The organism is Nonomuraea basaltis, assembly GCF_005893125.1.
GTDB classification, from domain to species: domain Bacteria; phylum Actinomycetota; class Actinomycetes; order Streptosporangiales; family Streptosporangiaceae; genus Nonomuraea; species Nonomuraea basaltis.
Window position 1 is genome coordinate 1 of sequence record NZ_VCJS01000056.1, and the last position, 26,800, is coordinate 26,800.

At 69.1% G+C, this 26,800-nt stretch carries 19 protein-coding genes; 9 read left to right on the plus strand and 10 right to left on the minus strand.

Annotation, left to right across the window (positions count from 1 at the left end; all coding sequences use genetic code 11):
* The 4 genes from EJK15_RS25630 to EJK15_RS25645 form a co-directional block, all read left to right on the plus strand.
* Positions 1-1,451, plus strand: a 1,451-nt coding sequence (locus tag EJK15_RS25630) for an AbfB domain-containing protein (RefSeq protein WP_138713016.1), incomplete at its 5' end; no start/stop codon positions are given.
* Positions 1,452-1,539: 88 nt separating this feature from the next.
* Complete coding sequence (locus EJK15_RS25635) at positions 1,540-2,814, plus strand: pectate lyase (protein WP_138713017.1); 1,275 nt, start codon at positions 1,540-1,542, stop codon at positions 2,812-2,814.
* Between the two features lie 197 nt (positions 2,815-3,011).
* Positions 3,012-3,497 carry a SigE family RNA polymerase sigma factor gene (locus EJK15_RS25640; protein WP_138713018.1) on the plus strand — a complete coding sequence of 162 codons (486 nt, stop codon included), beginning with the start codon at positions 3,012-3,014 and terminating at the stop codon, positions 3,495-3,497.
* A complete protein-coding gene (locus EJK15_RS25645) occupies positions 3,494-4,675 on the plus strand; it encodes a hypothetical protein (RefSeq protein WP_138713019.1) in 1,182 nt (393 codons plus the stop codon). Before EJK15_RS25640 ends, EJK15_RS25645 begins: the two co-directional genes overlap by 4 nt.
* 117 nt (positions 4,676-4,792) lie before the next feature.
* On the opposite strand, the gene EJK15_RS25650 is transcribed toward EJK15_RS25645, so the two are convergent.
* Positions 4,793-5,968, minus strand: a complete 1,176-nt coding sequence (locus tag EJK15_RS25650) for an ISAzo13 family transposase (protein WP_138713053.1) — start codon at positions 5,966-5,968, stop codon at positions 4,793-4,795.
* Between the two features lie 321 nt (positions 5,969-6,289).
* Here EJK15_RS25650 and EJK15_RS25655 point away from each other — a divergent pair, with 321 nt between their 5' ends.
* The 4 genes from EJK15_RS25655 to EJK15_RS25670 all read left to right on the plus strand — a co-directional run bounded on the left by EJK15_RS25655 (position 6,290) and on the right by EJK15_RS25670 (position 15,588).
* Positions 6,290-7,222, plus strand: a complete 933-nt coding sequence (locus tag EJK15_RS25655) for a sulfotransferase domain-containing protein (protein ID WP_138713020.1) — start codon at positions 6,290-6,292, stop codon at positions 7,220-7,222.
* Between the two features lie 20 nt (positions 7,223-7,242).
* Positions 7,243-8,466 (plus strand): peptidogalycan biosysnthesis protein, encoded by a 1,224-nt coding sequence (locus EJK15_RS25660; protein ID WP_171074526.1) that lies wholly within the window; start codon positions 7,243-7,245, stop codon positions 8,464-8,466.
* Positions 8,467-8,516: 50 nt separating this feature from the next.
* Positions 8,517-10,256: an AMP-binding protein gene (locus EJK15_RS25665; protein WP_171074527.1), complete on the plus strand. Its 1,740-nt coding sequence runs from the start codon at positions 8,517-8,519 to the stop codon at positions 10,254-10,256.
* 226 nt (positions 10,257-10,482) lie between these two features.
* Positions 10,483-15,588, plus strand: a complete 5,106-nt coding sequence (locus EJK15_RS25670; protein ID WP_138713023.1) for a type I polyketide synthase — start codon at positions 10,483-10,485, stop codon at positions 15,586-15,588.
* Positions 15,589-15,644: 56 nt separating this feature from the next.
* Here the strand turns inward: EJK15_RS25670 and EJK15_RS25675 are convergent, their stop codons facing one another.
* Positions 15,645-16,343 (minus strand): thioesterase II family protein, encoded by a 699-nt coding sequence (locus EJK15_RS25675; protein WP_171074528.1) that lies wholly within the window; start codon positions 16,341-16,343, stop codon positions 15,645-15,647.
* Positions 16,344-16,518: 175 nt separating this feature from the next.
* Here EJK15_RS25675 and EJK15_RS25680 point away from each other — a divergent pair, with 175 nt between their 5' ends.
* Positions 16,519-17,241, plus strand: a complete 723-nt coding sequence (locus tag EJK15_RS25680; protein ID WP_171074529.1) for a sulfite exporter TauE/SafE family protein — start codon at positions 16,519-16,521, stop codon at positions 17,239-17,241.
* Positions 17,242-17,400: 159 nt separating this feature from the next.
* On the opposite strand, the gene EJK15_RS25685 is transcribed toward EJK15_RS25680, so the two are convergent.
* The 8 genes from EJK15_RS25685 to iolC form a co-directional block, all read right to left on the minus strand.
* Positions 17,401-18,894: a CoA-acylating methylmalonate-semialdehyde dehydrogenase gene (locus EJK15_RS25685; RefSeq protein WP_206061109.1), complete on the minus strand. Its 1,494-nt coding sequence runs from the start codon at positions 18,892-18,894 to the stop codon at positions 17,401-17,403.
* Positions 18,895-18,940: 46 nt separating this feature from the next.
* Positions 18,941-19,840 (minus strand): ATP-binding cassette domain-containing protein, encoded by a 900-nt coding sequence (locus EJK15_RS25690; RefSeq protein ID WP_138713027.1) that lies wholly within the window; start codon positions 19,838-19,840, stop codon positions 18,941-18,943.
* Positions 19,837-20,892: an ABC transporter permease gene (locus EJK15_RS25695; protein WP_138713028.1), complete on the minus strand. Its 1,056-nt coding sequence runs from the start codon at positions 20,890-20,892 to the stop codon at positions 19,837-19,839. Before EJK15_RS25695 ends, EJK15_RS25690 begins: the two co-directional genes overlap by 4 nt.
* Before the next feature lie 6 nt (positions 20,893-20,898).
* Positions 20,899-21,864 (minus strand): sugar ABC transporter substrate-binding protein, encoded by a 966-nt coding sequence (locus tag EJK15_RS25700; RefSeq protein WP_240777203.1) that lies wholly within the window; start codon positions 21,862-21,864, stop codon positions 20,899-20,901.
* Positions 21,865-22,044: 180 nt separating this feature from the next.
* The gene (iolD, locus tag EJK15_RS25705; RefSeq protein WP_138713030.1) at positions 22,045-24,015 is read right to left on the minus strand and encodes a 3D-(3,5/4)-trihydroxycyclohexane-1,2-dione acylhydrolase (decyclizing); all 1,971 of its coding nucleotides are present in this window, start codon (positions 24,013-24,015) and stop codon (positions 22,045-22,047) included.
* A complete protein-coding gene (iolB, locus tag EJK15_RS25710; protein ID WP_138713054.1) occupies positions 24,012-24,929 on the minus strand; it encodes a 5-deoxy-glucuronate isomerase in 918 nt (305 codons plus the stop codon). The genes iolD and iolB overlap by 4 nt, the downstream gene beginning before the upstream one ends.
* 11 nt (positions 24,930-24,940) lie before the next feature.
* A complete protein-coding gene (locus tag EJK15_RS25715) occupies positions 24,941-25,846 on the minus strand; it encodes a Cgl0159 family (beta/alpha)8-fold protein (protein WP_138713031.1) in 906 nt (301 codons plus the stop codon).
* On the minus strand, positions 25,843-26,796 hold the full coding sequence (gene iolC / locus EJK15_RS25720; RefSeq protein ID WP_138713032.1) for a 5-dehydro-2-deoxygluconokinase: 954 nt from the start codon (positions 26,794-26,796) through the stop codon (positions 25,843-25,845). Before iolC ends, EJK15_RS25715 begins: the two co-directional genes overlap by 4 nt.
* Positions 26,797-26,800: the final 4 nt, after the last annotated feature.

Genomic DNA, 26,800 nt, shown 5'->3' on the forward strand with positions numbered 1-26,800 from the left:
GGGCGCAGCCGTACAAGGCGGGGTGGGAGAAGCTGGCCGCCAACGGGCGCTCGGCGAGCACGTGGAAGCCGCGGCCGCTGGAGACCGTGGTGCGCGGCGGGGACGGGCAGAACTATCCCCAGCTCTACAACGACATCCACGCCGCCTACCAGAACGCGCTGCGCTGGAAGATCTCCGGGGAGAAGGCGCACGGCGACGCCGCGCGTGACATCCTGAACGCCTGGTCGGGCACGTTGAAGACGATCACCGGCAACGCCGACCGGTTCCTTGCGGCCGGCATCTACGGCTACCAGCTCGCCAACGCCGCCGAGCTCATGCGCGGCTACCCGGGGTTCAACGTCGAGCGGTGCCAGAAGCTGCTGCTGACCGTCTTCTACCCGCTGAGCGACGACTTCCTGGTACGGCACAACGGCGCCTGCATCACCAACTACTGGGCCAACTGGGACCTGTGCAACATGGCCGCGATCATGGCGATCGGGATCTTCTGCGACGACCAGGCCAAGTTCGATCGGGCCGTCGACTACTTCAAGAACGGCAAGGGCAACGGATCCATCATGAACGCCGTCCCGTTCCTCCATCCGGGTGGGCTGGGCCAGTTCCAGGAGAGCGGGCGCGACCAGGGGCACACCATGATGGGCGTCGGGCTGCTCGGCACGATCGCCGAGATGGCCTGGAACCAGGGGCTCGACCTGTACGGCTACGCCGACAACCGGATCATGAAGGCGGCCGAGTACGTCGCCAGGTACAACCTGGGCCAGGACGTGCCCTTCACCACGTACAAGTGGGGCACCGGCACGAACTGCGCCCGCCGGGAGCAGACGGTCGTGTCGGATGTCGCGCGCGGCCAGGACCGGCCGGTGTGGGAGCTGCTCTACAACCACTACGCCAACCGGCGGGGGCTGTCCGTGCCCAACACGAAGGCGTACGCCGAGCGGGTGCGGGTCGAGGGTGGCGGTGGCAACTACGGGCCCAACAGCGGCGGATTCGACCAGCTCGGCTTCGGCACCCTGCTCTACACCCGCGCGGCCGCCGCCTCCGGAGGCGGCGGCCTGCTGCCGACCGGGGTGACGCGCGCGCTCCAGTCGGTCAACCTCCCCAAGGAGGGGGTCGCCGTCTCGGGCGCCCTCGGTGTGCTCGGCGAGGCGGCACCGCTGCGGATCGTCCCGGGCCTGGCCGACGCCAAGGGCTACTCGTTCATCGACGAGGACGGGCGCTACCTGCGGCACAAGGACTACCGGCTGAGGTTCGAGGCCGACAACGGCACCGCGCTGTTCGAGCGGGACGCGACCTTCCACGCCAGGGCGGGCTCGGCGAGCGGGACGGTGCGGCTGGAGTCGCTCAACTATCCCGGCCGTTTCCTCCGCCACCGCCATCACCAGCTGTGGCTGGACAAGGCCGAGGACACCGCCGCCTTCCGCGCCGACAGCACCTTCAAGCCCGTCAGCTCCTGATCACGGTGGCCCGTCCGCGTGGCCGGGCGCTGCGATCCGTCCCTCTGGCAAGCCGGTGATCTCACCGGACCACCGTGAAGGAAACACTTTGCACTGGAGATCCACGAAGACGGCCGCCCTGCTCGGCGGCGTGCTGCTGGCGGCCTCCGCGCCGGCCGGGATCACGCCCGCGGCGGCGGCGTCGGCGCCGGGCACGTACCAGCTGGTCAACGCCGGCAGCGGCCTGTGCCTGAGCGTCCCCGCGAGCGCGACGGGCGACGGGGTGCAGCTGGCCCAGCAGGCGTGCGCGGGCGGGGCCGACCAGACCTGGACGCTCTCGGCGGTGAGCGGCGGCTACCGGCTGCGCGTCGCGCACAGCGGCAAATGCGCCGGGATCAAGGCCAACAGCACCTCGGCGGGCAAGGCGGTCCAGCAGCAGACCTGCGTCGCCGGGCGGTTCCAGACGTGGCGGCTCAAGGCCATGGCCGGCGGCACGCGGCAGCTCGTCGACGTGGGCAGCGCCAAGTGCCTCAACGTCAAGTCCTCTTCCAAGAGGGCCGGCGCGCTGGTCCAGCAGAACTCCTGCGACACGGCGGCGAGCAAGCGCTGGACCCTGCGCGCGGCCGGCACCACCGCGAGCCCGGCCCCGTCTCCGACCGCGGCCCCGACGGCGCCGGCCGGCCCGACCGCGCCCACCGGTTCGTGGCCCACCGCGACCGGCAAGGAGGCGGTCACCGCGACCATCACCGTCACCGGTGTCCGTGACGGTGGCATGAGGCGCTTCTACGGCTCGGGCGCGCTGGGCACCGGCGACCAGAGCGAGAGCCAGCCCCCGATGTTCAAGCTGGCCGACGGCGCGACGCTGGAGAACGTGATCATCGGCGCCCCGGCCGCCGACGGCGTCCACTGCATGGGCACCTGCACGCTCAAGAACGTCTGGTGGGAGGACGTCGGCGAGGACGCCGCCACCTTCAAGGGCACCTCGGCCACCCAGACCATGGCCATCTACGGCGGCGGCGCCCGGGCCGCCTCCGACAAGACGTTCCAGCACAACGGCCCCGGCAAGATGATCATCAAGAACTTCCGGGCGGAGAACGTCGGCAAGCTGTACCGCTCCTGCGGCAACTGCTCCAAGCAGTACGCCCGCCATGTCGTGATCTCCAACATGACGATCACCACACCCGCCAAGGTGATCGCCGGGATCAACGCCAACTACGGCGACACCGCCACGTTCTCCGGGGTCACGATCGTCAACGACCCGAGCAGGAAGGTCGTGGTCTGCGCCAGGTTCAAGGGCGTGACGAGCGGCGAGCCCACGCAGACCGGCAGCGGCCCGGACGGCGCCCACTGCCTCTACACCGCATCGGACATCACCTACAAATAGCCCGGCTGTTGCCGGTGGGGCCGCCACCACCGCCGCCCCACCGGCGTTCACCTCCCTGACACGGCACGAGGAGGTTTGCCGCCACCTGTGAACGGACACAGGTTTCTGGCTCTACGCCTGGCGACGCCTGATCCCGCGAAAACGGCGGATTTCGTCAAGGCCCCAACCGTTCACCCCCTCTCGCGCGTCTTGTCTACATGACGGATTCCGAGGCGTTCGAGGCCTTCGTCGCCGCCTGGCACCCGCGACTGCTGCGTGCCGCCATCCTCATCAGCGGTGACAGGCATCTGGCCGAGGACGTGCTCCAGGATGCCCTGATCAAACTGGCGCGCCGCTGGTCGAAAGTGCATACCGACCCGGTCAGTTACGTGCGTACCACCCTGTACAGGGACGTGGCGTCCAACTGGCGGAGGCGACGGGAATTCGCCTACGGGGAGCCGCCCGACCAGGCGGATCACGACACCTCGGGAGCGTCGGACCTGAAGGTGGTGTTCGCCCGCGCGCTGGCCAGGCTGCCGGTGAAGCAGCGGGCGGTGCTGGTGCTGCGCTTCTACGAGGACCTGCCCGTCGGGGAGGTCGCCGCGATCCTCCGGGTCTCGTCCGGGACGGTGAAGAGCCAGACGCACGCGGCGCTGAAGCGGTTACGCGAGGTCGCTCCCGAGCTGGAAGAGGTGTTGATATGACGGACCAGAGGCTGCGGGAGCTCTTTGATGATCTCGCCGAGACTCTGCCCGAGGGGTCGTCCGGCGCGGGCGAGCTGTGGCGGCAGGGCACGCGGAGCCGTACCCGCCGCCGGCGGACGGTGGCCGCGGCGGCCGCGACGGCCGCGACGGTCACCGCGCTCGTCGTGGTGGCGATCGCCGTGTCCCCGGAGCCGGTCGAGCGCGGCATCACCGTGTATCCCAGCGTCACACCCACGTCCACGATCCCGCCGGCCCCCGCCGTGGACATAGCGCCGCCGCCCAGCGGTGAGGCGGGGCTGCCCACGCTGGCGACCGAGCTGCCGGAGAGGTGGGCCGGCATCCCCGTCGTGACCGCGGTTTCCGGACCCGTCCTGGCGCTGGCCGAGTTCGGCGACGGGCGGATCTACATCATGAAATCCGGCGGCCGCATCCCTCTCGATGTGAAGCTGGGTGATTCCGTGGACTCGGCCGGCAACGGCGGGACGCCGCTGAAGCCCAACTCGCTCGCCCCCGACGGGACGATGGCCGCCTTCCCGCAGAAGGACGAGGTGGTGGTCGTCGACCTCGTGATCGGCCAGACCAGGCGCTACCCGGTGCCGGGGTTCAACGAGGTGGTGCTCTGGCGCGGCGAGCAACTCCTCGTCGAGCAGGAGAAGGCGAACTACCTGCTCGACCTGGCCACGGGGAAGGTGCGGCGGCAGCCGTACAAGGGCTTCACGGGTGTCGCAGGCTATCGCGACCTCAGGATCGTCTCGCCCGGCGAAGGCGGCCGGACGGTCATCCAGGAGGGCGAGTCGGAGGTGGAGCTGGACCTCCAGGACATCACCAACGAGGGCCGCATGCCCGTGGGCATCCTGGGCAACCACGGATGGCAGCGCGACGGCCTCGTCGCCAGGTCCGCGTTCGCCCACCACGACCGGGCGGAGGTAGCCGACGTGGTCGTGGTGGCCGACACCGCCACGGGACGGGTGGTCAGGACGCTGCTCCTGCCCTGGGGCGATTCTCGTGACATGAGGTGCGGGAAGGGCGGCTGCCCCGTGCGCGGCTGGATCAGCCCAGGCACAGTGATCATCGAGAGCGGGGACAGGCTGCTCGGCTGGAACATCAACACCGGCGCGCTGTCACGCGTCGCCGACCTGCCCGAGGGTGTGACCGCCTACTCCCTGCGCAGTGGGTGAGCGGCCGGGACACGCCGAGGGCGTCCGCGATGTCGTCGACGAAGGACGGGGGATCGCGGACATCGGTCTCGGCCTGCAGGTCGGCCAGAAGCGCTTCCATCCGCGCAGCCTAAGAGCTCAGTCTGAATCAACGTCTCCAGTCGGCGCCGCTGTGATCTTGGCCGTGGAACTCGGGTAGATGGTGTAGTTCCAGTCGGGCCGGAAGGCATGCCTGGTGATCTGGGCCGCCTCCAGCTCCTTCGTGTCCCGGTCCGAGATCTTGATGCCCTTCGGATGGGCGGCGGTGTCCAACTCGGCGGTGCCCGTCAGCCCGGTCGCGGTGGTGGTCGGACTGATGGTGTTGACGATCACTTCGTGGCTGGTCACCGGTCCGCCTCGCCAGTTCATCGAGCTGCAGCTGAACAGCTTGTGCTCGATCCGGCTCCACTTGGAGGTCCCCGGCGGCAGATGCGCCAGCCGGATGGCCAGCCCGGTCTCGGCTGCGAACGCCGCCAGTTCCTTCTTCCACAGCCGGACCCGGTTGCCGTTGGACCCGCCGCAGTCGCCGATGATCAGCACCTCGGCAGCGTCGGGGTAGCGGGCTCGGCCGACCCGTGACCACCAGGTGCGAATGGCGTTGACCGCGAACGCCGCGGTGTCGTGGTCAGTCCCCACACTGACCCACCCGGCGTTCGCGCCCACGTCGAAGACGCCGTGGGGCCCGACCAGTTCCTTCTTCTCGGTGTCCACACTGATCACCGGCTGCCTCGCGGCCAGCGCGGTCAGCACAAGATCGTGGATGTGCTGGAATTGCGGATCGCGGTCCGGGCTTTGGGCACCTTCGATCGTCTTGGCGTCGGCCTGCAGGCTGTATCCGGCCTCCCGTAGCAGCCGCCGTACGACATGGACACCGACGCGATGCCCACCCGCCGACAGGTCGTCGGCCAGCTTGGTCAGCGACTTGCCGGTCCACCGCAGCGGGGACTCAGGGTCGCCACGGGTGACCGGCTCGACCAGGGCATCCAGCGCGGCGGGCAGCGCGGGATCGCTGACCTCGGCCTTCTTTCGGCCGCCGCCGGGGCGGCGAACGCCCTCAGCCAGCGGCTTGGCGCCCGATAACTCCTTGATGCCCTCGGCGATGGCCTCGGTGGTCACCCTGGTCACCCCGGCAACGAACGCGATTCCGCCGTACCCGAGCGAGCGCGCCTCGGCGGCCAGCCACAGCCTCCGGGATCGCTCATCCAGCAGGTCCCGCAGGTCAAGCCAGCGGCGGGTCAGGGCACTCTCCAGGCGTTCCCGATCCTCAGCGGCCATCGCGCGAAGCTTCACCACACGATTAGATCACCAAGTGTCAGACAGCGGGTTTATTTTCATATGAGCCCCTTAAGAAGTGTGCGTTTGGGACGACGGTCAGACGATCTAAAGGCCGGACCATCGTCACGATGAGCCGGCCTCTGACCTGGACTCCCGTGTGGAGTCATGGGGATGGCACATGCCCTACCAGGGGGCTTGGTTGCGTCAAGAGTTCCCGCCCGGCCAGACCAGCAATGCCACCAACTGAGGATTCTTATACGGAATGCACACAGACAATCACATACCTTCCTTTACTCCCGTTCAGTGATTAAACTCACGTCAATGACGACGCATCTGGCCCGTTACCTCACACCGATGGAGGACAGCTCCCGGTGGGACGGGTTCGAATTCCGGCCTGGCGACATTGTCATCAATTCGCCGGCGAAGTGCGGCACCACCTGGACCCAGACGATCTGCGCGCTCCTGATCTTCCAGACACCCCGGCTGCCTGCGCCGCTGTCGAGCCTCTCACCGTGGATCGACATGCTCGTGCGTCCGAAGCAGGAGGTCTGGGACCACCTGGCTGCGCAGCAGCACCGCCGTTTCATCAAAACCCACATTCCCCTCGACGGCATCCCGGCCGATCCACAGGTCACCTACATCACGGTGGGGCGAGACCCCCGCGATGTCGCCATCTCCCTGCGCAGCCACGGCAGGAACCTCAAACGTGACGTGATTCGTCGATTGATCCACCAGGCCGCCCACCCCGGCAACGGGGCGGCCGAAGCCCCGGTCGACGGTCATGACGAGAGGGACCTCCTCGACGAACGGACGTACTTGTTACGTTGGGTGGACATCGACGACTCGCCGTACGTCAACCTCGACTCGCTGCGTGCGCTGATCTGGACGCAGAGCCGCGCATGGATTCGCCGCGCGGAGCCGAACGTCATCCTGCTGCACTACGCAGACCTCTCCGACGACCTCGCCGGCCAGATGCGACGGATCGCGGAACGGCTCGACATCGAGATCGACGAGAGCAAGTGGCCGGAGCTGGTCGAGGCCGCCACGTTCCAGCAGATGCGAAATCGCGCGGCTGAACTCGCACCCGACGAGCAACTGGGCTACATCCGCGATCGCAAACGTTTTTTCCGCAGTGGTAAGTCGGGCCAATGGCAGCAGTTCCTCACCGCTGGGGATCAAGCACACTACGACCGCCGGATAGCCGAGCTCGCGGAGCCGGACTTGCTCGAATGGCTCCATCACCGGGCCGGCTGACCCCTGACTGCCGTGTGTTGATGACGCAGATGACGCATCAGAAAATTCCGGATATGACATCAGAAGTGCCCGGGCTCGTGACGGTCGAGCGCGTCCCCTCGTTGGGCGACGTTGCCGGGCGTGTTTGGAATGACGTCGCCGACCCGCGGGACATGTTCCAGAGCCGTGCGTGGCTGCAGGCTCTCGAGCAATCCGGTGACGGACCCGTCACGTACCTGATCGCCCGGCACCCTGGGCACCCTCGAATCCTCGGCGCCCTTCCCCTCTATGACTCACTCCCCAGTCGTGGTGACTACCTGTACTGGCCGGAGCTCCACTTCCAGGACCTTCTGCACGCCGGTGGTTCGCTCAATGGTCGACTGGGATTGCTGGCCGGTTCCTGTGCGGGATTCAGTACGCGGCTCATCGTGGACCGCACTCTGCCGAGTTCGGCCAGGACAGCGGTCCTGCATGCGCTCCGGGATGCGGCCTGCGCCGTCGCAGCCGACCGCGGGCTCCCGTACACCTTCTTCTTGTTCCTCGACGCCTCCGCATGGAGCGACCTCGCTCCGGTCATCGGCAACGGAGATCACCACCGATTGGCGAGCGTTGCGCAGACTGAGCTGGAGCTCCCCGGTGAGGACTTCGAGGATTACCTGGCGACGCTGCCACGGAACACACGCACCAGCGTCCGCAGGGAGGTGGGGCTCTTCGCCAAGGACTGTGCGACCGAGACCGTCCCTCTCCGTGAAGCCATCACGACCATCGCGCCGATGATCGTGAACGTGAGGGCCAAGCACGGGATGGCGTACAGCGTGGACGCGGTCACGCGACGCCTCTCGGCGTACTCGTCCGCTCTGGGAGATGCCTCGTCGATGGCGGTGCTGTGCCGTGTGCAGGGTCGTATCGCCGGCACCGGAGTCATGTGCCGCTGGCATGACCGGCTGTACGTGACGGACTTCGGGCGCCTCGATGACGAAGCGCCGGACCCGTTCGTGTACTTCAATGCGGCGATCTACGAACCCATCAAGTACGCCTATTCGGTGGGGCTGTCGAGAGTCGTCACCGGCGCCGGGGCAGAGCTGGGCAAGGCCCGGCGTGGTTCGGCCGTGCTCCCGCTGGTGCACCTGGCGTGGGCGGCGGCCGGAGGTCGCCCGAACCGCCAGATCGACAGCGCGCCGGCGGAGAACCGCAAGGAGCACTGGCGCGAGCTACGCAGCGCTCACCCCAGGTACTTTCACTCGGTGTGGGATGAGCTGTTGTGACGCAACATCGATCCGATGGGCTGGACGTCATGCCCGCGAGGGAGGCTAGCGTGAGCCGAGTGGACGAGCCGACCGGCCCCGTCCGTGACACAACCAGCACTGCCGCGCCGGGACTTCTCGGACGGGTGCCTCGTGACCTGAGCAGGGTTGCCCTGGTCCACGAGGATCGTGACATCACCTTCGGCGACGTTGCCGCACTCAGCGAGGACGTCAGCAGCGTCGTGCAGGCCCACCACCTGAAGCGCCGCGTGGTGGGCGTGCCGGCAGAGCGGAGCCCGGAGTTCGTCGCCCGGATCGCGGGGGTCTGGAGCGCGGGCGCCGTCCCGGCGATCCTCGGGGACTGGGGTGCTGAGCGGGTGCGCAGAGCATTGATGGCCACTGGCGCCGTGGCGACCTTCGGACCATCGTCCACCCCGGCTGGTCTGGAGGTGCTGGACAGTGTGCCGTCACCCTCGCGCCTCCATGGCGAGGACATGGGAGGAGTCAGTCATGTCCTCTTCACGTCCGGCACGACGGGAAGGCCCAAGGGAATCGTCGTCGGACGAGCGGCCTTCGAGGCCGCCAGTTTGGCGTTCTTCAAGGAACTGCCCATGGACGAATCCGATCGGGTCGCCTTTCTCAGCAGACCCGGCCACGACCCGAGCCTGCGGGAGCTGATCGCGCCCTGGCTCACCGGTGCGACGTTGTTCATCCCCGACAGCCGCACGGCCTCGGACCCCCGGCTGATGGTGGCCTGGCTCTCGAAGCATTCCATCACCGTGCTCCAGGGCTCGCCGGTCCTCCTCCAGCTCATGGCGGGCTCGTCGAGGCTTCCCGTCGACAGCCTGCGGCTGGTCTGCTCGGTGGGGGCACGACTCACGGCCGCGGCGCTGCGGTCGACGGCACGGTTCGCCCCGCGTGCCACCATCGTCAACTGCTACGGCGCGTCGGAGACCCCGCAGGTCGTGTGCATGCACCAGGTGCCGCCCGGTAAGGGGATCGCGAGCGAGGACCCGATTCCCGTCGGACGCGCACTCGGCCATGCCGTGGTCAGGATCGTTCCCACCGACGCGTCCGACGGTGAAAGTCCGGAAGGCCGGCTGCACGTGGAAGCCGCTGCCTGCGCACTCGGCTACACGGACGGAACCCCGCTGCTGGCTCCCGGCCATAACGGCCGACGCTGGTACGACACCGGCGACATCGTCCGTCGACTACCGGATGGCTCGATGTGCTTCCTCAGGCGGGCGGACCGGCAGGTCCAGGTCAACGGCGCGCGTGTGGAGCTGGACGAGATCGAGGGCGCGGCCGCCCGGGTCGCCGGCGTCGCCGGCTCGGTGGCGATGTTCGTCGAAGACAGCAGAGGAGTCGGCTCCGTGCGCCTGACCGTCGTACGGAGCTCCACGACGGCGGTCGACAGCGACGAGCTTCGTGCGGTGCTCCGCGACCATCTGGACCCCGCGGTCGTGCCCTCGAGCATCGAGGTGCGTGACTCATTGCCGGAGAACCACGGGTGGAAATCGGCCCAACCGGCGGTCGTGGATGCTGCGAGGAACGACCCGCAGGATGAGGACCGGGCGGCGACGCTGTGGGAGGTGCTTCACGAGAGCGCGCAGTCTGCTCTCGGCCGAGGCCGGATCGACCCTGACGGCGGCTTCTTCGACGCCGGCTTCACCTCGATGTCCCTCATGCGTTTCGTGTCGGAGGTCTCCGTTCGTCTCGGAACGGAGATTTCTCCCGTGCTGGTCTTTCGGTATCCCACCCTGAAGGCTTTTGCCGATTACCTGCGGGAGAACTTGGACGACATGACCTGACCTCGGTGTCCTTTCTGCTGAAGGGGGCGCCGCCATCGCCGGCCGGTGGTCATCCAAGACAAATTGTCTTTAACGAGCCCGGCCACGGAGCATTCTTCGCGATACCGTGATCGTTGACAAGCTCGGATTGCTGGCGGTGAGGGCTGACGTAGGAAGCGCCTCGGGTCTCCCGCGACGGCTCGTTCCCTGTACGGAGCGGCAGCAAGCGAATCGGAGGGCGGACGATATGGGTAACCTCGTTGAGCCGATCGCGATCATCGGAATGGCCGGTCGTTTCCCGGCGGCGGCCGACACCCGGCAGCTCTGGAGAAACCTCGTGGCCGGGGAGGAGGCAGTGCGCTTCCCGTCCGAGGACGAGCTCCGGTCGAGCGGCGTGTCGCGTGAAGCGCTGGACGACCTGGCCTACGTGCGGGCAGTGGCGGAACCTGAGGGCATCGACATGTTCGACGCCGGGTTCTTCGGCCTGACCCGGCGTGAGTCCGAGGCGTGCGACCCGCAGCTCCGGCTATACCTGGAGACCTCCCACGCCGCCGTCGAGAACGCCGGCTATGACGCCTTGAGACTCGGCAGAGCAGGCGTGTTCTCATCGGTCGCCGCGAACCGCTACGGGATGGGCCGCGTCTTCGGGAGCCCGGAGGCACTCCGGAGTGCTACCGGCATGGCGGCCGGCATGTGGAACAACCCCGACAGCGCGTCGACGCTGGTCTCGTACAAGCTGAACTTACACGGCCCCAGCATGACCGTGCAGACCGCGTGTTCGAGCTCGCTCGTGGCCGTGCATCTCGCCGTGAACGCGCTTCGACTCCACGAGTGCGACGTCGCCCTGGCCGGCGGTGCCGACGTTGAGTTCCCCGTCGGTCACGGGTACTGGTGGGCCCAGGACGGCCCGCTGAGCCGGGACGGCCACTGTCGCCCCTTCGACGCGGCAGCCAGCGGCACGATCTTCGGCAGCGGCGTCGGCGTCGTGGTGCTCAAGCGGCTCACCGACGCCCTGGCCGACGGCGACCGGATCTCTGCGGTGATCCGGGCTGTGGCTGTCAACAACGACGGCGCGAACAAGGTCGGCTTCACCGCGCCCAGCGCCGATCGGCAGGCGGAGGTCGTGCTGAGAGCCATGGAGATCGCCGACGTGGGTCCCGAGGACATCGGGTACGTAGAGGCACACGCCACCGCGACTCGACTGGGTGATGCCATCGAGATCTCAGCGCTGAGGAAGGCATTCAGTGCTCGGGCAACGTCGGGACTTGGGCAGTGTCCCATCGGATCGATCAAGGGAAATGTGGGCCACCTGGGCCACGCGGCAGGGATCACGTCGCTGATCAAGGCTGTGCTGTCGCTGGGCCATGAGCAGATCCCCGCGAGCATCAACTTCGAGGAGGTGAACCCGTTCCTCGAACTCGAGGGCTCACCGTTCTTCGTCAACGACACGCTGCGGCCCTGGCCTCGATCGGCCGGCAACCGACGCCTGGCGGGGGTCAGCTCCTTCGGAATCGGTGGCACGAACGCGCACGCGATCCTCGAAGAGGCGCCGACCCGCGCAGTCGACCCGGATCCGGGACCCACGCAGCTGATCGTGTGGTCAGGACGGACGCGGTCCGCGGCCGAGGCCTACCCGGAGCAGCTTGCCCGATCCTTCAAGGAGAGTGCGGACCCGCTCTCCAGCGTCTCGTTCACGCTGCAAAAGGGGCGCACCCCGCACCCGGTCCGAGGCGCTGTGGTGGTCGAGAGCATGTCCGATGCGGCCACTGCCGTGCTTGACCACGCGAGGCGAATCGTCACCCCGGAGGAACAGGCCGATCGAAGCACCGTGTTCCTGTTCCCGGGAGAAGGGGCGCAGCACGCCCACATGGCGGCAGAGCTCTATCGCACCGAACCGGCGTTCAGCGCGGCACTCGACGAGTGCTTCGATCTCTTCGAGGCCCACGGCCTGCCACGGCGGCAGATCTGGGCGGAGGCGTCGGAAGGCCTGGAGGACACCACCGTCGCGCAGCCGTTGCTCTTCAGCGTCGAATACGCGCTGGGGCGGCTGTGGCTGGCGCTGGGCATCGAGCCCGACGTGCTGCTCGGCCACGGCATCGGGGAGTTCGCGGCCGCCACGCTCGCCGAGGTGTTCACCCTCCCGGAAGCAGTACGGCTGGTGAGCGCCCGAGCCCGAGCGATGGGCGAGTCGGCCATGATGAGCGCCGCTGAGCAGTTCCGCCTGGCCTTCGACGGCATCGAGCCACGTCGTCCTCGTTGGAAGGTCTACTCCGCGTCCACAGGCGGCCTGGCGGAGGCGGCACAGGTGAGCAGCGCGGACTTCTGGATCCAGCAGCTCACCCGGCCCGTCCTGTTCGAGCAGGCGCTCGATGCCGTGTTGTCCGACGGTGACCGAGTGCTGGTGGAGGTGGGCCCCGGGCGGACGCTCACCACTTTGGCACGCTCACATCCTCAGGTGCGCGCCAAGCAGCACTTGGCGGTGCCGACGCTCCCGAACGGGCCGTCAAAGGGCGCCACCGAACGCACTTCCTTCCTTCATGCGCTGGCCCGGATGTGGACCCTCGGCACGGATGTGAACTGGTCGTCGCCGGCTGCGACGGGTCCTCGTGAACGCGTACCTCTGCCGGGCTACCCGTATCAACGCGAGCGGTACTGGATCGAGCGGGCGTCTCCGAGCAGCCCCGGCACCGACGCGCCCGCCCACGAGGCGAGGGAACCAGAGGGCCGTGCAGTGTTCCGGCTGCCCACGTGGGTGGAGGCCGCACCGGCCGGGCACCACGACACCGACGCCTGGGACCGGTCACGCCCACTGGTGTTCCTGCCCGACGATTCGCAACGAGCCGACGAGCTGGTCGCCCTGCTCGACAGGGCCGGGTGGGATGCGTTACGGGTGCGGCACGGCTCCTCATATTCGGGAGCAGCGGACCGGAGCCCGGAGTTCGTGATCCGCCCCCGGCACTCGGCGGACGTCGTCCGGCTACTGGACGAACTGAGAGACTCGCAGCGATACCCGGAGCTCATCATCGACGCGACGCAGCTCGGAGGCCTGGCCGAACCTGACCTGAGCAGCATCGACGACCAGCTCGACGCCGGTTTCCACCGAATCGTCGAGCTTCTGCAGGAAGCGGCGCGACGGGCACCCGACAAGCGCGGTCGCAACGTCCTGGTCGTCACCGAGCTGTCCGCGGACGTGACGGGCGGCGAGACCGTGCACCCGGTGAGGGCCATGCTGCTCGGACTCTTGCGGAGCTACATGCTCGAGAACCCTCGCGCCATGTGCAAGCTCGTCGACGTCCAGGGCGGCGTGACCGACGATCGGCTGCTCGCAGAGCTGCGCAGCCTCGATCGATCAGAGATCGTCGCCCTGCGGGGGGATCGGCGTTGGGTCCCCGGCGAGCGGGAGCTCGTCCCTGACGGTGTGGGCCCTGCCGACCTGCGTCGCAGGGGTGCCTACGTCATCACCGGCGGACTCGGTGGCCTCGGTCTGGCCGTGGCGCGTGGCCTGGCGGACACGGGCCTGCAACCACGGTTGCTGCTGCTGGGCCGCCATGCGGCAGGCGGGCACGACGCCGAGCTCGCCGAGCTCCGCGCTCTCGGAGCCGAGTGCCGCATCGAGGCATGCGACGTGACCGACGTGGCTGCGCTGCGGCAAGTGATCGACCAGGCGTCGGACTCCTTCGGGGGCATCAACGGGGTGTTCCATCTCGCCGGCGTGGCGGGAGGGGGCATGCTCCAATTCCGGACGCGGGCGCAAGTCTCGGCGACACTTGCGCCGAAGGTCCACGGGACGTTGGCTCTGGTCGAGGTACTGCAGGGCCGGGCGGACCTCGACTTCTTCGTGGCCTTCTCCAGCCGCGCGGCGCTCAGGGGCTTGGTGGGCGGTGCTGACTACGCTGCGGCGAACGCCTTCCTCGATGCGGTGGTGCGCCGGCAGCCCTTGGCAGGCTGCGCCTCGATGGCCATCAACTGGCCGTCTTGGGCCGAGGTCGGTATGGCTGCCCGCCAGGGGCGGCAACCGCAAGCCGGGCGCTCCGGATCGGGGACGGATGTGCGTCGGTGGTCGACCCCGCTGTCGGTCGAGGACTATCCGATCCTGGACGAACACCGTCTGGACGGCGTGCCGGTGCTGCCGGGCACGGCCCAGGTCGACTTCGTCCTGCGCGCCTTCCACGAGGCGATCGATCACGCGAACGGGCGCCCTGCGCAGCTGCGCCACATGGTCTTCCGGCAACCGGTCATCACCCCAGAGCCCGTGTCACTCGAGGTCGGCTTCGAATCGCATGAGGACCTCTGGCGATTCACCGTTCGCACCGCGCCGCTCTCGTCGTCCCCCGGCTCATCCGACGACTACCGCGTCCACACGACGGGTGAGATCCGGCTGGTGGACGCCAGGGCGGACAAGGTGGACCTGGACGGGCTGCGCGCGTCGCTGCCCGAGCGGCGGATACCCGCGAACGACCCTGACAACCGGCTGTTCACCATCGGTCAACGATGGCCGGGAGAGGAGATCTGGATCTCCGGGGAGGACATCAGCACGAAGCTCGCTGTGCTCACCTTTCCCGAAGCGTTCGACCATGAGCTCGACGAGCATGCGCTGCATCCCACCCTCCTGGACGCGGCGGTGTCACTGGCGCGGGATCCTGACCATGAGCCTCCGCACGCACCCTTCGCGTACCAGTCGATCGTGGTGCACCAGTCGATACCGGGTCTTGCGTACAGCCACATCCGCCGACGCCCGAGCGGCTCGGACACGATCGTGGCCGACATCGACGTGCTGACGGCCGGCGGTGACGTCGCCGTCGAAGTCAGAGGATTCACCATGCGCCGCGTCGACGAATCCATGGTCGCCGCCGAGACCGATCGTGAAGAGCGAGGCGCCGATGCCGGCCAGGACCCGTCGCTCGACGACGGGATCACGCCCGCGACCGGGGTCGGCATGTTGCTGCGCATCCTGGGCCGGCCCAGCCACAGACAAGTGGCGATCACCGTGTCGGGGGAGGACGCGGTCCTGAAGAACTCCGAGGACATGCCGGACGACGCCGGCGACGAGCAGCCGGGCGCGTCGGCCACGGCACCTGCGCGGCCCGGTTCACCCGGGCGGATCTCGGGTGGAGCGCCGTCGGACGAGGCGTCGCTCGAGGCTCGGCTGACGGAGATGTGGTGCGCCGAATTCGGTGTGGAGTCAGTCCGCCCCGACGAGAACTTCTTCGATCTGGGCGGCGACTCCTTCGCCGCTGTGGGTCTGGTCGAGGAGATCCGCAGGGGTTTCAGCGTGGACGTCGGCATCGCTGTGATCTTCGACCACCCGACGGTGGCCGAGCTGGTCGCCGAGCTGCGACGGCTGACCGAGTGACGTGAGGGTCATCAGGAACGACGTCTTCGAGTGCTCTCTTCCCGGTCGGGCAGTGTTCAGCCACGAACCTTCCTGACCCATTCGCGAAGAGTCTCGGGGGGCAGCTGCTCGACGATCTGGTGGCCGCCGTCGATCATGTGGACCGACAGCCACTCCGTCGTGTAATGGCTCCAGTCATTGAGGCACTCGGTGTCCCAGGAGCTCGCATCATCCGTGGCGCCGACCGCGACCATCGGCGCGTTGAGCAGCGGGCGCGGATCTGTCTCCAGATAGCGATTGAGCAGTTGGTACTCAGACCGCCAGAGACGTGCGTACTCCGGCAGAGCCGCCGTGTCCATGATGTGTGGCGGCGCCTCGAGCTCCTCGGCCAACGCCCGGTCCGGCAGCTCCGCCAGAGGTGAGAGGGGCGTGCGATGCGGCGGGTACTGACACATGACGACGGTACCGCGAAGCTGTCGCTCCAGGTGCTTGGCCGCCTCCAGGCAGACCAGACCACCCATGCTGTGGCCCACAAGCACGACATCCGTGGCACCGGAGTGCGCGATGAGGGACGCAAGCGCCGCGCCGCGCTCGTCAATGGAGGGCACGCTCATCGGCTCGCTCCAGTTGGCCCGGCGGATGACAGGTTCCCAACCCGGCTCGTTCCACCGGTCCACGAACTTCGTCCGGCCTCCCAGACCGGGAACGAAGATGACGGCCTGGTCACCATCGAGTGCCGGGCTGACTGTGTAACTCGCAGGCTCCTGACCACCCACGTCATTCGCTCCTATTGACGCCAATTGACGAAGTGCGAGGAAACGCCTCACCAACCATTTGCCGAAGCCTAACGCCGATCCGGACGGTATCCACATACCGCCACACCAACCGCCAGCGGTCAATTTTTCCGAGAATACTGGTTCATTTCAGTAGATCTATGGCAAAGTGTGGCAGGTGTCCACGCTGCTTGCCGCCGCCGTGATCATCCTGATCGCTTCAACGGTGCACGCGGTGACCGGATTCGGGTATGCCCTTGTCGCCACTCCGCTGCTGGCCCTCACGGTCGACCCTCATACAGCGGTGGTGGCCACCACACTGTCCGCCCTGGCCATGACCGTCACGATCGCCGTGCGTCAGCGTCACCACGCCGAGTGGAAAGTGGCCATGATTGCCATGGTCGGCATTGTGCTCGGCATGCCACTCGGCCTCTGGGTGTACGCAGTGGCGTCTGAGCAAGCGCTCACGGTGCTGATCGGGGTCGGAGTCCTGGGCTGCACAGTGATGGTGTGGCGGCGCGTAAAGGTCCACGGGAATACTCCCATACTGGTGGGAGTCGGCCTCCTCTCCGGCGCACTCTCCACCTCCACCGGCACCAATGGGCCGCCGATGGTCGCTGCCTTCCAGGGCATGGGCTATGACCCCCACAAGTTCCGCGCCACCCTCGCGGCGGTGTTCGCCGGCACCAGCGTGCTCAGCCTGATCGGGTTCGCCGTGGCCGGCCAGGTGAACACCCAGTCGATCTGGATCGGGTTGGTGGGCCTGCCGGTCGTGCAGTTGGGGTGGTTCGCCGGCAATGCGATCTTCAGCCGTATCGATCCGGAGCGCTTCCGCAAGGTGGTGTTGGTGGCTCTCCTCGTCAGCGCGGTAGTGACCCTCTCCAGCGCGCTCAGCGGCTGACGCCGGCGGGCGAGATCCGTGCGACGAGAACTCCGGAGTCGGCTTCGACGGCCGCGCCCCCAGCCGCCGCGTCGAACAGCTCCCTCGCACCCGGCGGGGGACGGCGGCGCGCTCTCCCGCCCGTGCCCCGCGGGGCGGCCTTCTTGACGGACTCGGCCGTCAGTCGTTCTGCGGGAAGCCGAGGTTGAGCCCGCCGTGGCTCGGGTCGAGCCAGCGGGAGGTGACGACCTTGCCACGGGTGAAGAAGTGCACGCCCTCGGTGCCGTGGGCGTGGGTGTCCCCGAACAGGCTGTTCTTCCAGCCGCCGAAGGAGTAATATGACACCGGCACCGGGATCGGCACGTTGATGCCCACCATGCCGACCTCCACCTCGTTCTGGAAGCGCCGCGCCGCCCCGCCGTCGTTGGTGAAGATCGCCGTGCCGTTGCCGTAGGGGTTGGCGTTGATGAGGTTCAGGCCCTCGTCGTAGGACTTCACGCGGACGACGGACAGCACGGGGCCGAAGATCTCGTCGCGGTAGATGGACATGTCGGGGGTGACATGGTCGAACAGGGTGGGGCCGAGCCAGAAGCCGTCCTCGCCGCCGTCGAACTCCCCGTCCCGGCCGTCGACGACGAGGGTCGCGCCCGCGTCGAGTCCCTCCTCGACGTAGCCGGCCACCTTGTCGCGGTGCTGGCGGGTGACGAGCGGCCCCATGTCGCAGCCACGGGTGCCGTCGCCGGTACGCAGCTTGCTCATGCGGTCCTTGATCTTCTCGACGAGCTCGTCGGCGACGGTGTCGACCGCGACGAGCGCCGAGATCGCCATGCAGCGCTCGCCGGCCGAGCCGAAGCCGGCGTTGACGGCGGCGTCGGCGGTGAGGTCGAGATCGGCGTCGGGCAGGACGAGCATGTGGTTCTTGGCGCCGCCGAGCGCCTGGACGCGCTTGCCGTGGGCGGTGCCGGTCTCGTAGACGTACCTGGCGATCGGGGTGGAGCCGACGAACGAGACGGCCCGCACGTCGGGATGGGTGAGCAGCGCGTCCACGGCCTCCTTGTCGCCGTGGACGACGTTCATGATCCCGTCGGGAAGGCCGGCCTCGGTCCACAGGCGGGCGATGGCGACGGCCGCGGAGGGGTCCTTCTCGCTGGGCTTGAGGATCACCGCGTTGCCGCAGGCGATGGCGACCGGGATGAACCACAGAGGGACCATGGCCGGAAAGTTGAACGGCGAGATCACGGCCACGACGCCGAGCGGCTGCCGGATCGAGTACACGTCGACCTTGGTGGAGACGTTCTCGCTGAACCCGCCCTTGAGCAGGTGCGGGATGCCGCAGGCGAACTCGGCGACCTCCAGTCCCCGGGTGACCTCGCCGAGCGCGTCGTCGAGGACCTTGCCGTGCTCGGCGGTGATCAGCGCGGCGATCTCGTGCTTGCGCGCGTTCAGGAGCTCGCGGAACGCGAAGAGCACCTGGGCGCGCTTGGCGAGAGAGGCGCCGGCCCAGCCCGGCCAGGCCGCCTTGGCCGTCGCGACGGCGTCGCCGGCGAGTTCGGCGGAAGCGAGGTCCACGCGACCGGTGACCGTGCCGGACGCCGGGTTGCTGACGTCGCCGGTGCGCTCGGAGGAGCCCTCCCAGGAGCGGCCCCCGATGAGGTGGGTGATGCGGGTGGTCAACGTACTCGTCCTTCCGGGTCGGCGACGCCTGCGCGAGGCGATCGGCTCACGTCTTCTGTTCTTCCTCTTCTTCGTGCAGCACGGCCTCGATCTCATCGCGTCCGAGCTCGGGCGCCTCGACGTGGCCGTGCTCCACCGCGGCGGGTGCGGCGACCTTGCCCGGCTCCGCGGCGCGCAGCTCGTGGCTGAGCTCCTGGAGCTCCTGGCCGCCGGCCATCTCCGCGGTCAGCCGCTCCAGCGACAGCTCGTCGCGGTGCGCGTCGAGCACGACCCGGCCCAGCTTGAGGATCACGAAGTGGTTGCCGACGAGGTAGGCGTGGTGGGGGTTGTGCGTGATGAAGATGACGCCGAGGCCGGCGTCACGGGCCTTGACGACGTACTTCAGGACGACACCGGACTGCTTGACGCCGAGGGCGGCGGTCGGCTCGTCGAGGATGATCACCCTGGCGCCGAAATAGATGGCCCGGGCGATGGCGATGCACTGGCGCTGGCCGCCGGAGAGCCCGCCCACCGGCCGGTCCAGATCGGGGATGACCACCCCCATCTTGCCCAGCTCGTCATGACAGATCTGCTTCATGCGGTCGATGTCCAGGACGCGCAGGAGTCCTTTGCGGAGCTCGCAGCCGAGGAAGAAGTTCCGCCACACCGACATCAGGGGCGCGAGCGCGAGGTCCTGGTAGACCGTGGCGATCCCGCTGGCCTGGGCCGCGCGCGGGGAGCCGAACCGGCACGGGTCGCCGTCGACCTTCATGACGCCGTCGCTGTGGTCGTGCAGCCCGGAGACGATCTTGATCAGCGTGGACTTGCCCGCGCCGTTGTCGCCGAGCACGCAGGTGACCTCGCCCTGGCGGACGTTCAGGCTGACCCCGCGCAGCGCGTGGATGTTGCCGTAGCTCTTGCCGACGTTGTCGAGCTCGAGGATGGGAGCGGCGGGCGCGGCGCTCATCGAAGATCCGCCTTCCTCTTGACGTACACGTTCACGATGGTCGCCAGCAGCAGCATCACGCCGAGGAACGCCTTGAACCAGTCGGGGTTCCACCCGGCGTAGTTGATGCCCAGCTGGGTCATCCCGAAGATCAGCGCGCCGATGGAGGCGCCGACCACCGAGCCGTAGCCGCCGGTGAGCAGGCAGCCGCCGATCACCGCGGCGATGATGAAGATGAACTCCTTGCCGATGCCCTCGCCCGACTGGACCGTGTTGAACTGGAACAGCAGGTGCATGCCGGACAGCCAGGCGCAGAAACCCACGGCCATGAAGAGACCGATCTTCGTCGCCCGCACGGGGACGCCGATCGCCCGGGCCGCCGGCGCGTCCCCGCCGACAGCGAAGATCCAGTTGCCCACCTGCCTGCGCAGCAGGACGTGAGCCGCGACGGCGGTCAGCACGATCCAGTAGAGCACCGTGACCTTCAGGGTCACCGGGCCGAGCGCGATCTCGGATCCGAACACCCTCTGCGCGCTGGCGAAGCCGTCCATGTCGGTGATGCCCGCGGTGGCGACGTTGCCGGTGAGCAGCCGCGTGACGCCGAGGTTGACGCCCTGGAGGACGAAGAAGGTGCCCAGGGTGACGAGGAAGCTCGGCAGGCCCGTTTTCAACAGCAGCCAGCCGTTGAACGCGCCGATGGCCAGGGAGAGGGCGAGTGCCAGGAAGACGCCCACCCAGATGTTGAGGCCGAAGTTCCAGGCGATCAGCGACGCGGAGAGCCCGGAGGTCGTCACCGCGACGCCCGCGGACAGGTCGAACTCGCCGCCGATCATGAGGAGCGCCACCGGGACGGCCATGATACCGATGGTCGAGGCGCCGTAGAGGATCGTGCCGACGTTGGCGACGTTGCGGAAGGGCACCGCCACCAGCATGAAGAGCGCGAAGATCACGATCGCGCCGACGAGCGAGCCGACCTCGGGCCGGCTCAGTGTCCGTGCCGCGAGCGAACGGCTGGCGACCCGGTCGTCCCGGGCCGCCTCCGCCCTGCCCGGCTCGGTGGCCGCAGCAGTCATGTCACATCACCTCGTGCCGTTGGCGGCAAACTGCTCCACCGCGGCGACATTGGTCTTGTCGATGAACGCGGGACCGGTCAGGGTCGGCTGGCCGCCGCCGATGGTGTTGCCGTTGGTCTTGTAGAGCCACAGGTTGTCGACCGCGAGGTAGCCCTGGAGGAAGGGCTGCTGGTCGACCGCCCACTCCACCTGGCCGTCCTTGATGGCGGTCACGAGATCACTGTTGGTGTCGAAGGTGACGACCTTGGCGGAGCTGTTGGCGTCCTTGATCGACTTGATGGCGGTCAGCGCGTACGGCGCTCCGAGGGTCAGCACGCGGTCGATGCTGGAGTCCTGCTGGAGCTTGGACGTGATGGCCGCCTGCACGCTCGGCATGTCGGTCCCGGTGACGTAGATCTTCTCGGTGTCGGGGAAACCGGCCTTCGCGCCGTCGCACCGGGCTTCGAGGCCGACGTGGCCCTGCTCCTGGATGACGCAGAGCGTCTTCTTCGCGCCGTCCTGCTTCAGCCGCGCGCCGGCCGCCTCGCCGGCGATCTTCTCGTCCTGGCCGAAGTAGCCGAGGACGCCCATGCTCTTCCAGCTGTCGATGCCGCCGTTGAGCGCGACGACCGGGACGCCGGCCTGCACGGCCTTCTCCACGTTGGCCTTCATCGCGTCGGGCTTGGCCAGGGTGACCGCGATGCCGTCGACCTTCTTGTCGATCGCCGACTGGACGAGATTGGACTGGTTCGCGCCGTCCGGGTCCGACTGGTACTGCAGGTCGATGTTGCTCTTCGCGGCTGCCGCCTCGGCGCCCTTGCGCACCAGGTCCCAGAACGTGTCGCCGGGGGCCGCGTGGGTGATGAAAGCGACCGTCATCGTCGGCGTGCCGGCGGCGGAGGCGGGCGCGGCTGCTTCGCCGGTGTCCTGCTTGCCTCCGCTGGAACTGCACGCCGCCAACGCGAGCGCCGCCACGCTGCTGGTCACCAGCACGGCGATTCTTGATGTACGGGCCACTGATTTCTGCCTTTCTTCATCCGCCACCTGGAAGGGGACGGATCGGGGGTGGTTCGGTGCTGTTTGGTGTCATGTGCCGCCGGTGGCAGGCGGCCTTGTCCCCGCACCCCCCAGTGCGGGATCGTCAGTGCGGCAGACCGCGGATGGGCGGCCGGCTCATGGTTCGGTGCTGCCGGGCGGCGCCACGAGCGGGCGCTGCGCGGCCTTGTGCGCCGTGTACTCCTCGTAGGCACGGCGGGTGGTGTCGAGCTCGCTGACCTGGCTGACGGGTACGTCCCACCAGGACTCGCTGTCCGGGGCGTGCACCGCCGGGTCCGTCTCGACGTGGATGACGACGGGGCCGCCGTCCGCCGGAGCGGCCTTGGCGTCCTTGATCGCCTGCTCGAGCGCCTTGCGGTCGCGTACCTCGATCACGGTGGCGCCGAGGCTGCGGGCGTTGGCGGCGAGATCGACCGGTAGCCGGTCCCCGTCGAGGCGGCCGGTGGTCTCGTTGCGGAAGCGGTAGCCGGTGCCGAAGCGCTGGGAGCCGAGCGATTCGGAGAGTGAGCCGATGGAGTGGAAGCCGTGGTTCTGGACCAGGACGACGATGACCTTGACGCGCTCCTGGACGGCGGTGACCAGCTCGGTCGGCATCATCAGATAGGAGCCGTCGCCCACCATGACGAAGACGTCCCGGCCCGGATCGGCCAGCCGTACGCCGATGCCGCCGGGGATCTCGTAGCCCATGCAGGAGTAGCCGTACTCGACGTGGTAGGCCTTGCGGTCGCGGACCCGCCACAGCTTGTGCAGGTCGCCCGGCATGGAGCCGGCCGCGCACACCACCACGTCCTCGGGGTCGGACAGCTCGTTGACACAGCCGAGCACGGTGCCCTGGGTGAGCACGCCGTCGGCGAGCGCGCCGGTGACCTCCGCCGGCGGGTTGTAGGCCGCCTCCACCCGGGCGTCCCACTCGCGCCACAGCGTGGCCTGGCGTTCGCGATAGTCCAGGTCCACGCGGTAGCCCTCCAGCGCCGCGGTGAGCGCGGCGAGAGCCTCGCGGGCGTCGGCCACGATCGGCAGGCCCGCGTGCTTGCCGGCGTCGAAGCGGGCGACGTTGATGTTGACGAAGCGGACGGCCGGGTCCTGGAAGGCGGTGCGCGAAGCGGTGGTGAAGTCGCTGAAGCGGGTGCCGATCCCGATGACCAGGTCGGCCTCCCTGGCGAGCGCGTTGGCGGCGGTGGTGCCCGTCGAGCCGACGGCGCCCATCGCCTGCGGGTGTTCGTGCGGCAGCGAGCCCTTACCGGCCTGGCTCTCGCCGACCGGGATGCCGGTCGCCTCGCAGAACGCCCGCAGGGCCTGCTCGGCGCCGGAGTAGTGCACGCCGCCGCCCGCCACGACGATCGGCCGCCGGGCCGCGGAGATGAGCGCCGCGGCCTCCTCGATGCCGGCGACCTCAGGGAGGGGCCGGCCCACCCGCCAGACGCGCGGGGCGAAGAGCTCCACCGGCCAGTCGAACGCCTCGGCCTGCACGTCCTGCGGCAGCGCGATCGTCACCGCCCCGGTCTCCACCGGGTCGGTCAGCACCCGCATGGCGCCGAGCAGCGCCGAGGGCAGCTGATCCGGCCGGGTGACCCGGTCGAAGAAGCGCGACAGCGGGCGGAAGGCGTCGTTGACGGTGACGTCCGCGGCGTACGGCACCTCCAGCTCCTGCAGCACCGTCCCAGCCGCCCGCGTCGCGAACGTGCCCGAGGGCAGCAGCAGCACCGGGAGCCGGTTGACGGTGGCGAGCGCGGCGCCGGTGAGCATGTTGGTCGAGCCGGGGCCGACGGACGCCGTGCAGGCCCAGGTCTGGAGGCGGTCCTTCTGCCGCGCGTAGGCCACGGCCGTGTGCACCATGGCCTGCTCGTTGCGGGCGAGCACGTACGGCAGCCGGTCAGGACCCTCGCCGGAGAGCTCGTCCTGCAGCAGCGCCTGGCCCAGCCCCGCGACGTTGCCGTGGCCGAAGATCCCCAGGCATCCGGCGAACAGTCTCTGGCGGTGCCCGTCGCGCTCGCTCCATTGGGCGCCCAGGAAGCGTACGACGGCCTGGCCCACGGTCAGGCGCACCCTGCCGATCGTCGCCGGGTCCGCGACCCTCTCGGCACTCATCGGGGTCCTCCCATCGGCAGTCGGGGATCGGCGTCCTGCTGGGCCCACGCCTGGCGCACCCAGCCGTGCGCGGGGTCGTCGCAGATCAGCCAGGCCCGGGTCGTTCCGGGACCGGCCATCACGTTGAGGTAGTAGAGGTCGTAGCCGGGCGTGGCCATGGCGGGGCCGTGCCACCCGTGCGGAACGAGGACGACGTCGCCGGTGCGGACCTCGGCGAGCACGTCGATGGGACGCTCCGCGGTGCCGTACACGCGCTGGTAGCCGACGGGATCCGCGCCCTCGGGGGCGCCGGGCTCGGCCTGGACCTCGAAGTAGTAGATCTCCTCGAGCTCGGTCTCCACGCCGTCGCGCTCCTCGTCGTGCTTGTGCGGCGGGTAGGAGCTCCAGTTGCCCGCGGGCGTGATCACCTCGCACGCGATGATCGAGTCGGCGTCGAGCACCTGCGGGACCCCGAAGTTGCGTACCTCGCGCGACGCCGTGCCGGCGCCGCGGAGCTCGACGGGTACGTCCGCCGCCGCCAGGTGCCGGAACGGCGGCGGGTCGGCCCGCTTGGTCGCCTTCGCGCCGCAGAGGGCGACCTTCGCCGGGCCGTCGCCGGCGCCGATCGTGAGGCTGGTGCCCGGCGGGACGTAGGCGACGTCGGTGGGACCGGCGAACACGCTGTCCCGCCCGGCGAGCCGGGCCTTGTGGTGCTCTCCGGCGTGGTCGACCGCCGTGACGTCCGCACCGCCTCGCAGGGGCACCACGATGATCTCGTTGTCGCCGGTGGCGAGGGCCACCCGGGCCCCCGGTGCCAGCGTGGCCACGCGCAGGCTCGTGTGCGTCCACCCGGGCACGGCGTCGGTGATCGACACCTGGAAGTCGTCATCGGCGGCCGTGCCGTACGGCCTGACCCAGCGCTCGTTGTCGTTCATGATCCGCCCCCTCATGATCCGGCTCCGTGCACGAGTGCCGCGGCGATGTCCACGGCCGCGGCCACATCGCCGTCCGGCGGGAACAGCAGCGCCCGCCCCACCACCAGCCCGCGTACGGCGGGCAGGTCCAGCGCCCGGCCCCACGCGGCGTAGGTCTCGTCCGGATGGCCGCTGGGATCGCCGCCCAGCAGCAGGGTCGGCAGCGTCGTGGCGTCCATGACGCGCTCCAGCTCCTCCACCACGGGGAGCTTCAGCCAGGTGTGCCGGCTGGTGGCGCCCAGCCCGGCGGCGATGTGGATCGAGGTGATGGTCGAGCCGGGATCGAGCAGGTTGTGCACCCGGCCCTCACGGCGGACCGTCAGGAACGGCTCCACCATCGCCATGACACCGTGCCCCGCCAGCTCGGTGATCGCCCGGCCGCTCGCCTCCAGCGTGGCCACCGTGCCCGGATCGTCCAGGCAGATCCGGGTGAGCATCTTGCCGCCCTCCAGGCCACGGACGGCGATCTCCTGCGGGGTGTAGGCCGTGAAGCGGTCGTCCAGCTCGAAGACCGCGCCCTGCAGGCCGCCCCGGTTCATCGACCCGATCGCGACCTTGTCCTCCAGGACGCCCATCAGCAGCAGGTCGTCCAGGATGTCGGGGGTGCCGAGCACGCCGTCCACACCCGGGCGCGACAGCGCCGTCGCCAGCCGCTCCAGCAGGTTGCTGCGTGAGGCCATCGCCCAGCGGTCCGCGCGCACGCCGAGCGCGCCGCGGGCCGGGTGGTCGGCGGCCACGATCATCAGCCTGCCGTCCACGCCTGCCAGATCGCGCCGCCTGCGGGCAGCCCAGCCTTCGGTGATCCGCCACGGCTCGCGTACCCGGATCTCCGTCAGCTCGGCGATGCCCGGACGGCTCGGGCTCGACGTCTGGGTCATCGCCCCGCCTCCTGTCCGCTGAGCAGGGTCTCGACCTCGGCCTGCGTGGGCATGGCGCTGGAGCATTCGAGCCGGCCGGCGACAATGGCGCCCGCCACGTTCGCGAACCGCAGGATGCGGGTCAGGTCCCAGCCGCTGAGCAGGCCGTGGACGAGGGCGCCGCCGAAGGCGTCGCCGGCGCCGAGGCCGTTGACGACCGTCACGGGGAACGGCGGCACCTCGACGCGCTCGCCGGCGGTCGCCGCGAGCACTCCCTTGGGTCCCTGCTTCACGATCGCGAGCTCCACGCCCCGCTCCAGCAGTGCGGCCGCCGCCCGTCGCGGGTCGGTCTCGCCGACGGCGACCTCGCACTCCTCCCGGTTGCCGACGGCGACCGTGACGTGCTCGAGGGCCTTGCCCACCTGCGCGCCGGCCTCGCCGGGGTCGGGCCAGAACATGGGCCGGTAGTCGAGATCGAGCACGGTGTGCGCGCGGCGGCCGCGGGCCTGCCAGGCGGCGAAGTGCGCCGCGCGCGACGGCTCCTGCGACAGCCCCGTGACGGTGGCCCAGAGGACTCCTGCTTCGCGGACGGCGTCGAACGGGATCTCGTCCGCCTCGATCATCAGATCGGGGGCGATCGGATACCGGTAGAAGTACAGCGGGAAGTGGTCGGGAGGGAAGATCTCGCAGAAGGTCACCGGTGTCGGCGGGCCGTCGACCTCGGCGACGAAGGCGTCGTCGACGCCGAAGCCGCGCAGCGCCCGGCGGACGTACCGGCCGAACGGGTCGCGGCCGGTCCGCGTGATGATCGCGGACCGGCGGCCGTACCTGGCCGCGGCCACCGTGACGTTGGTCGCGCTGCCGCCCAGGTATTTGCCGAACCGCTCCACGTCCTCAAGGCCGACGCCGTGGTCGAGCGGGTAGATGTCCACCCCGCAGCGGCCCATGGCCACCAGGTCGTATGCCGCCATCGGG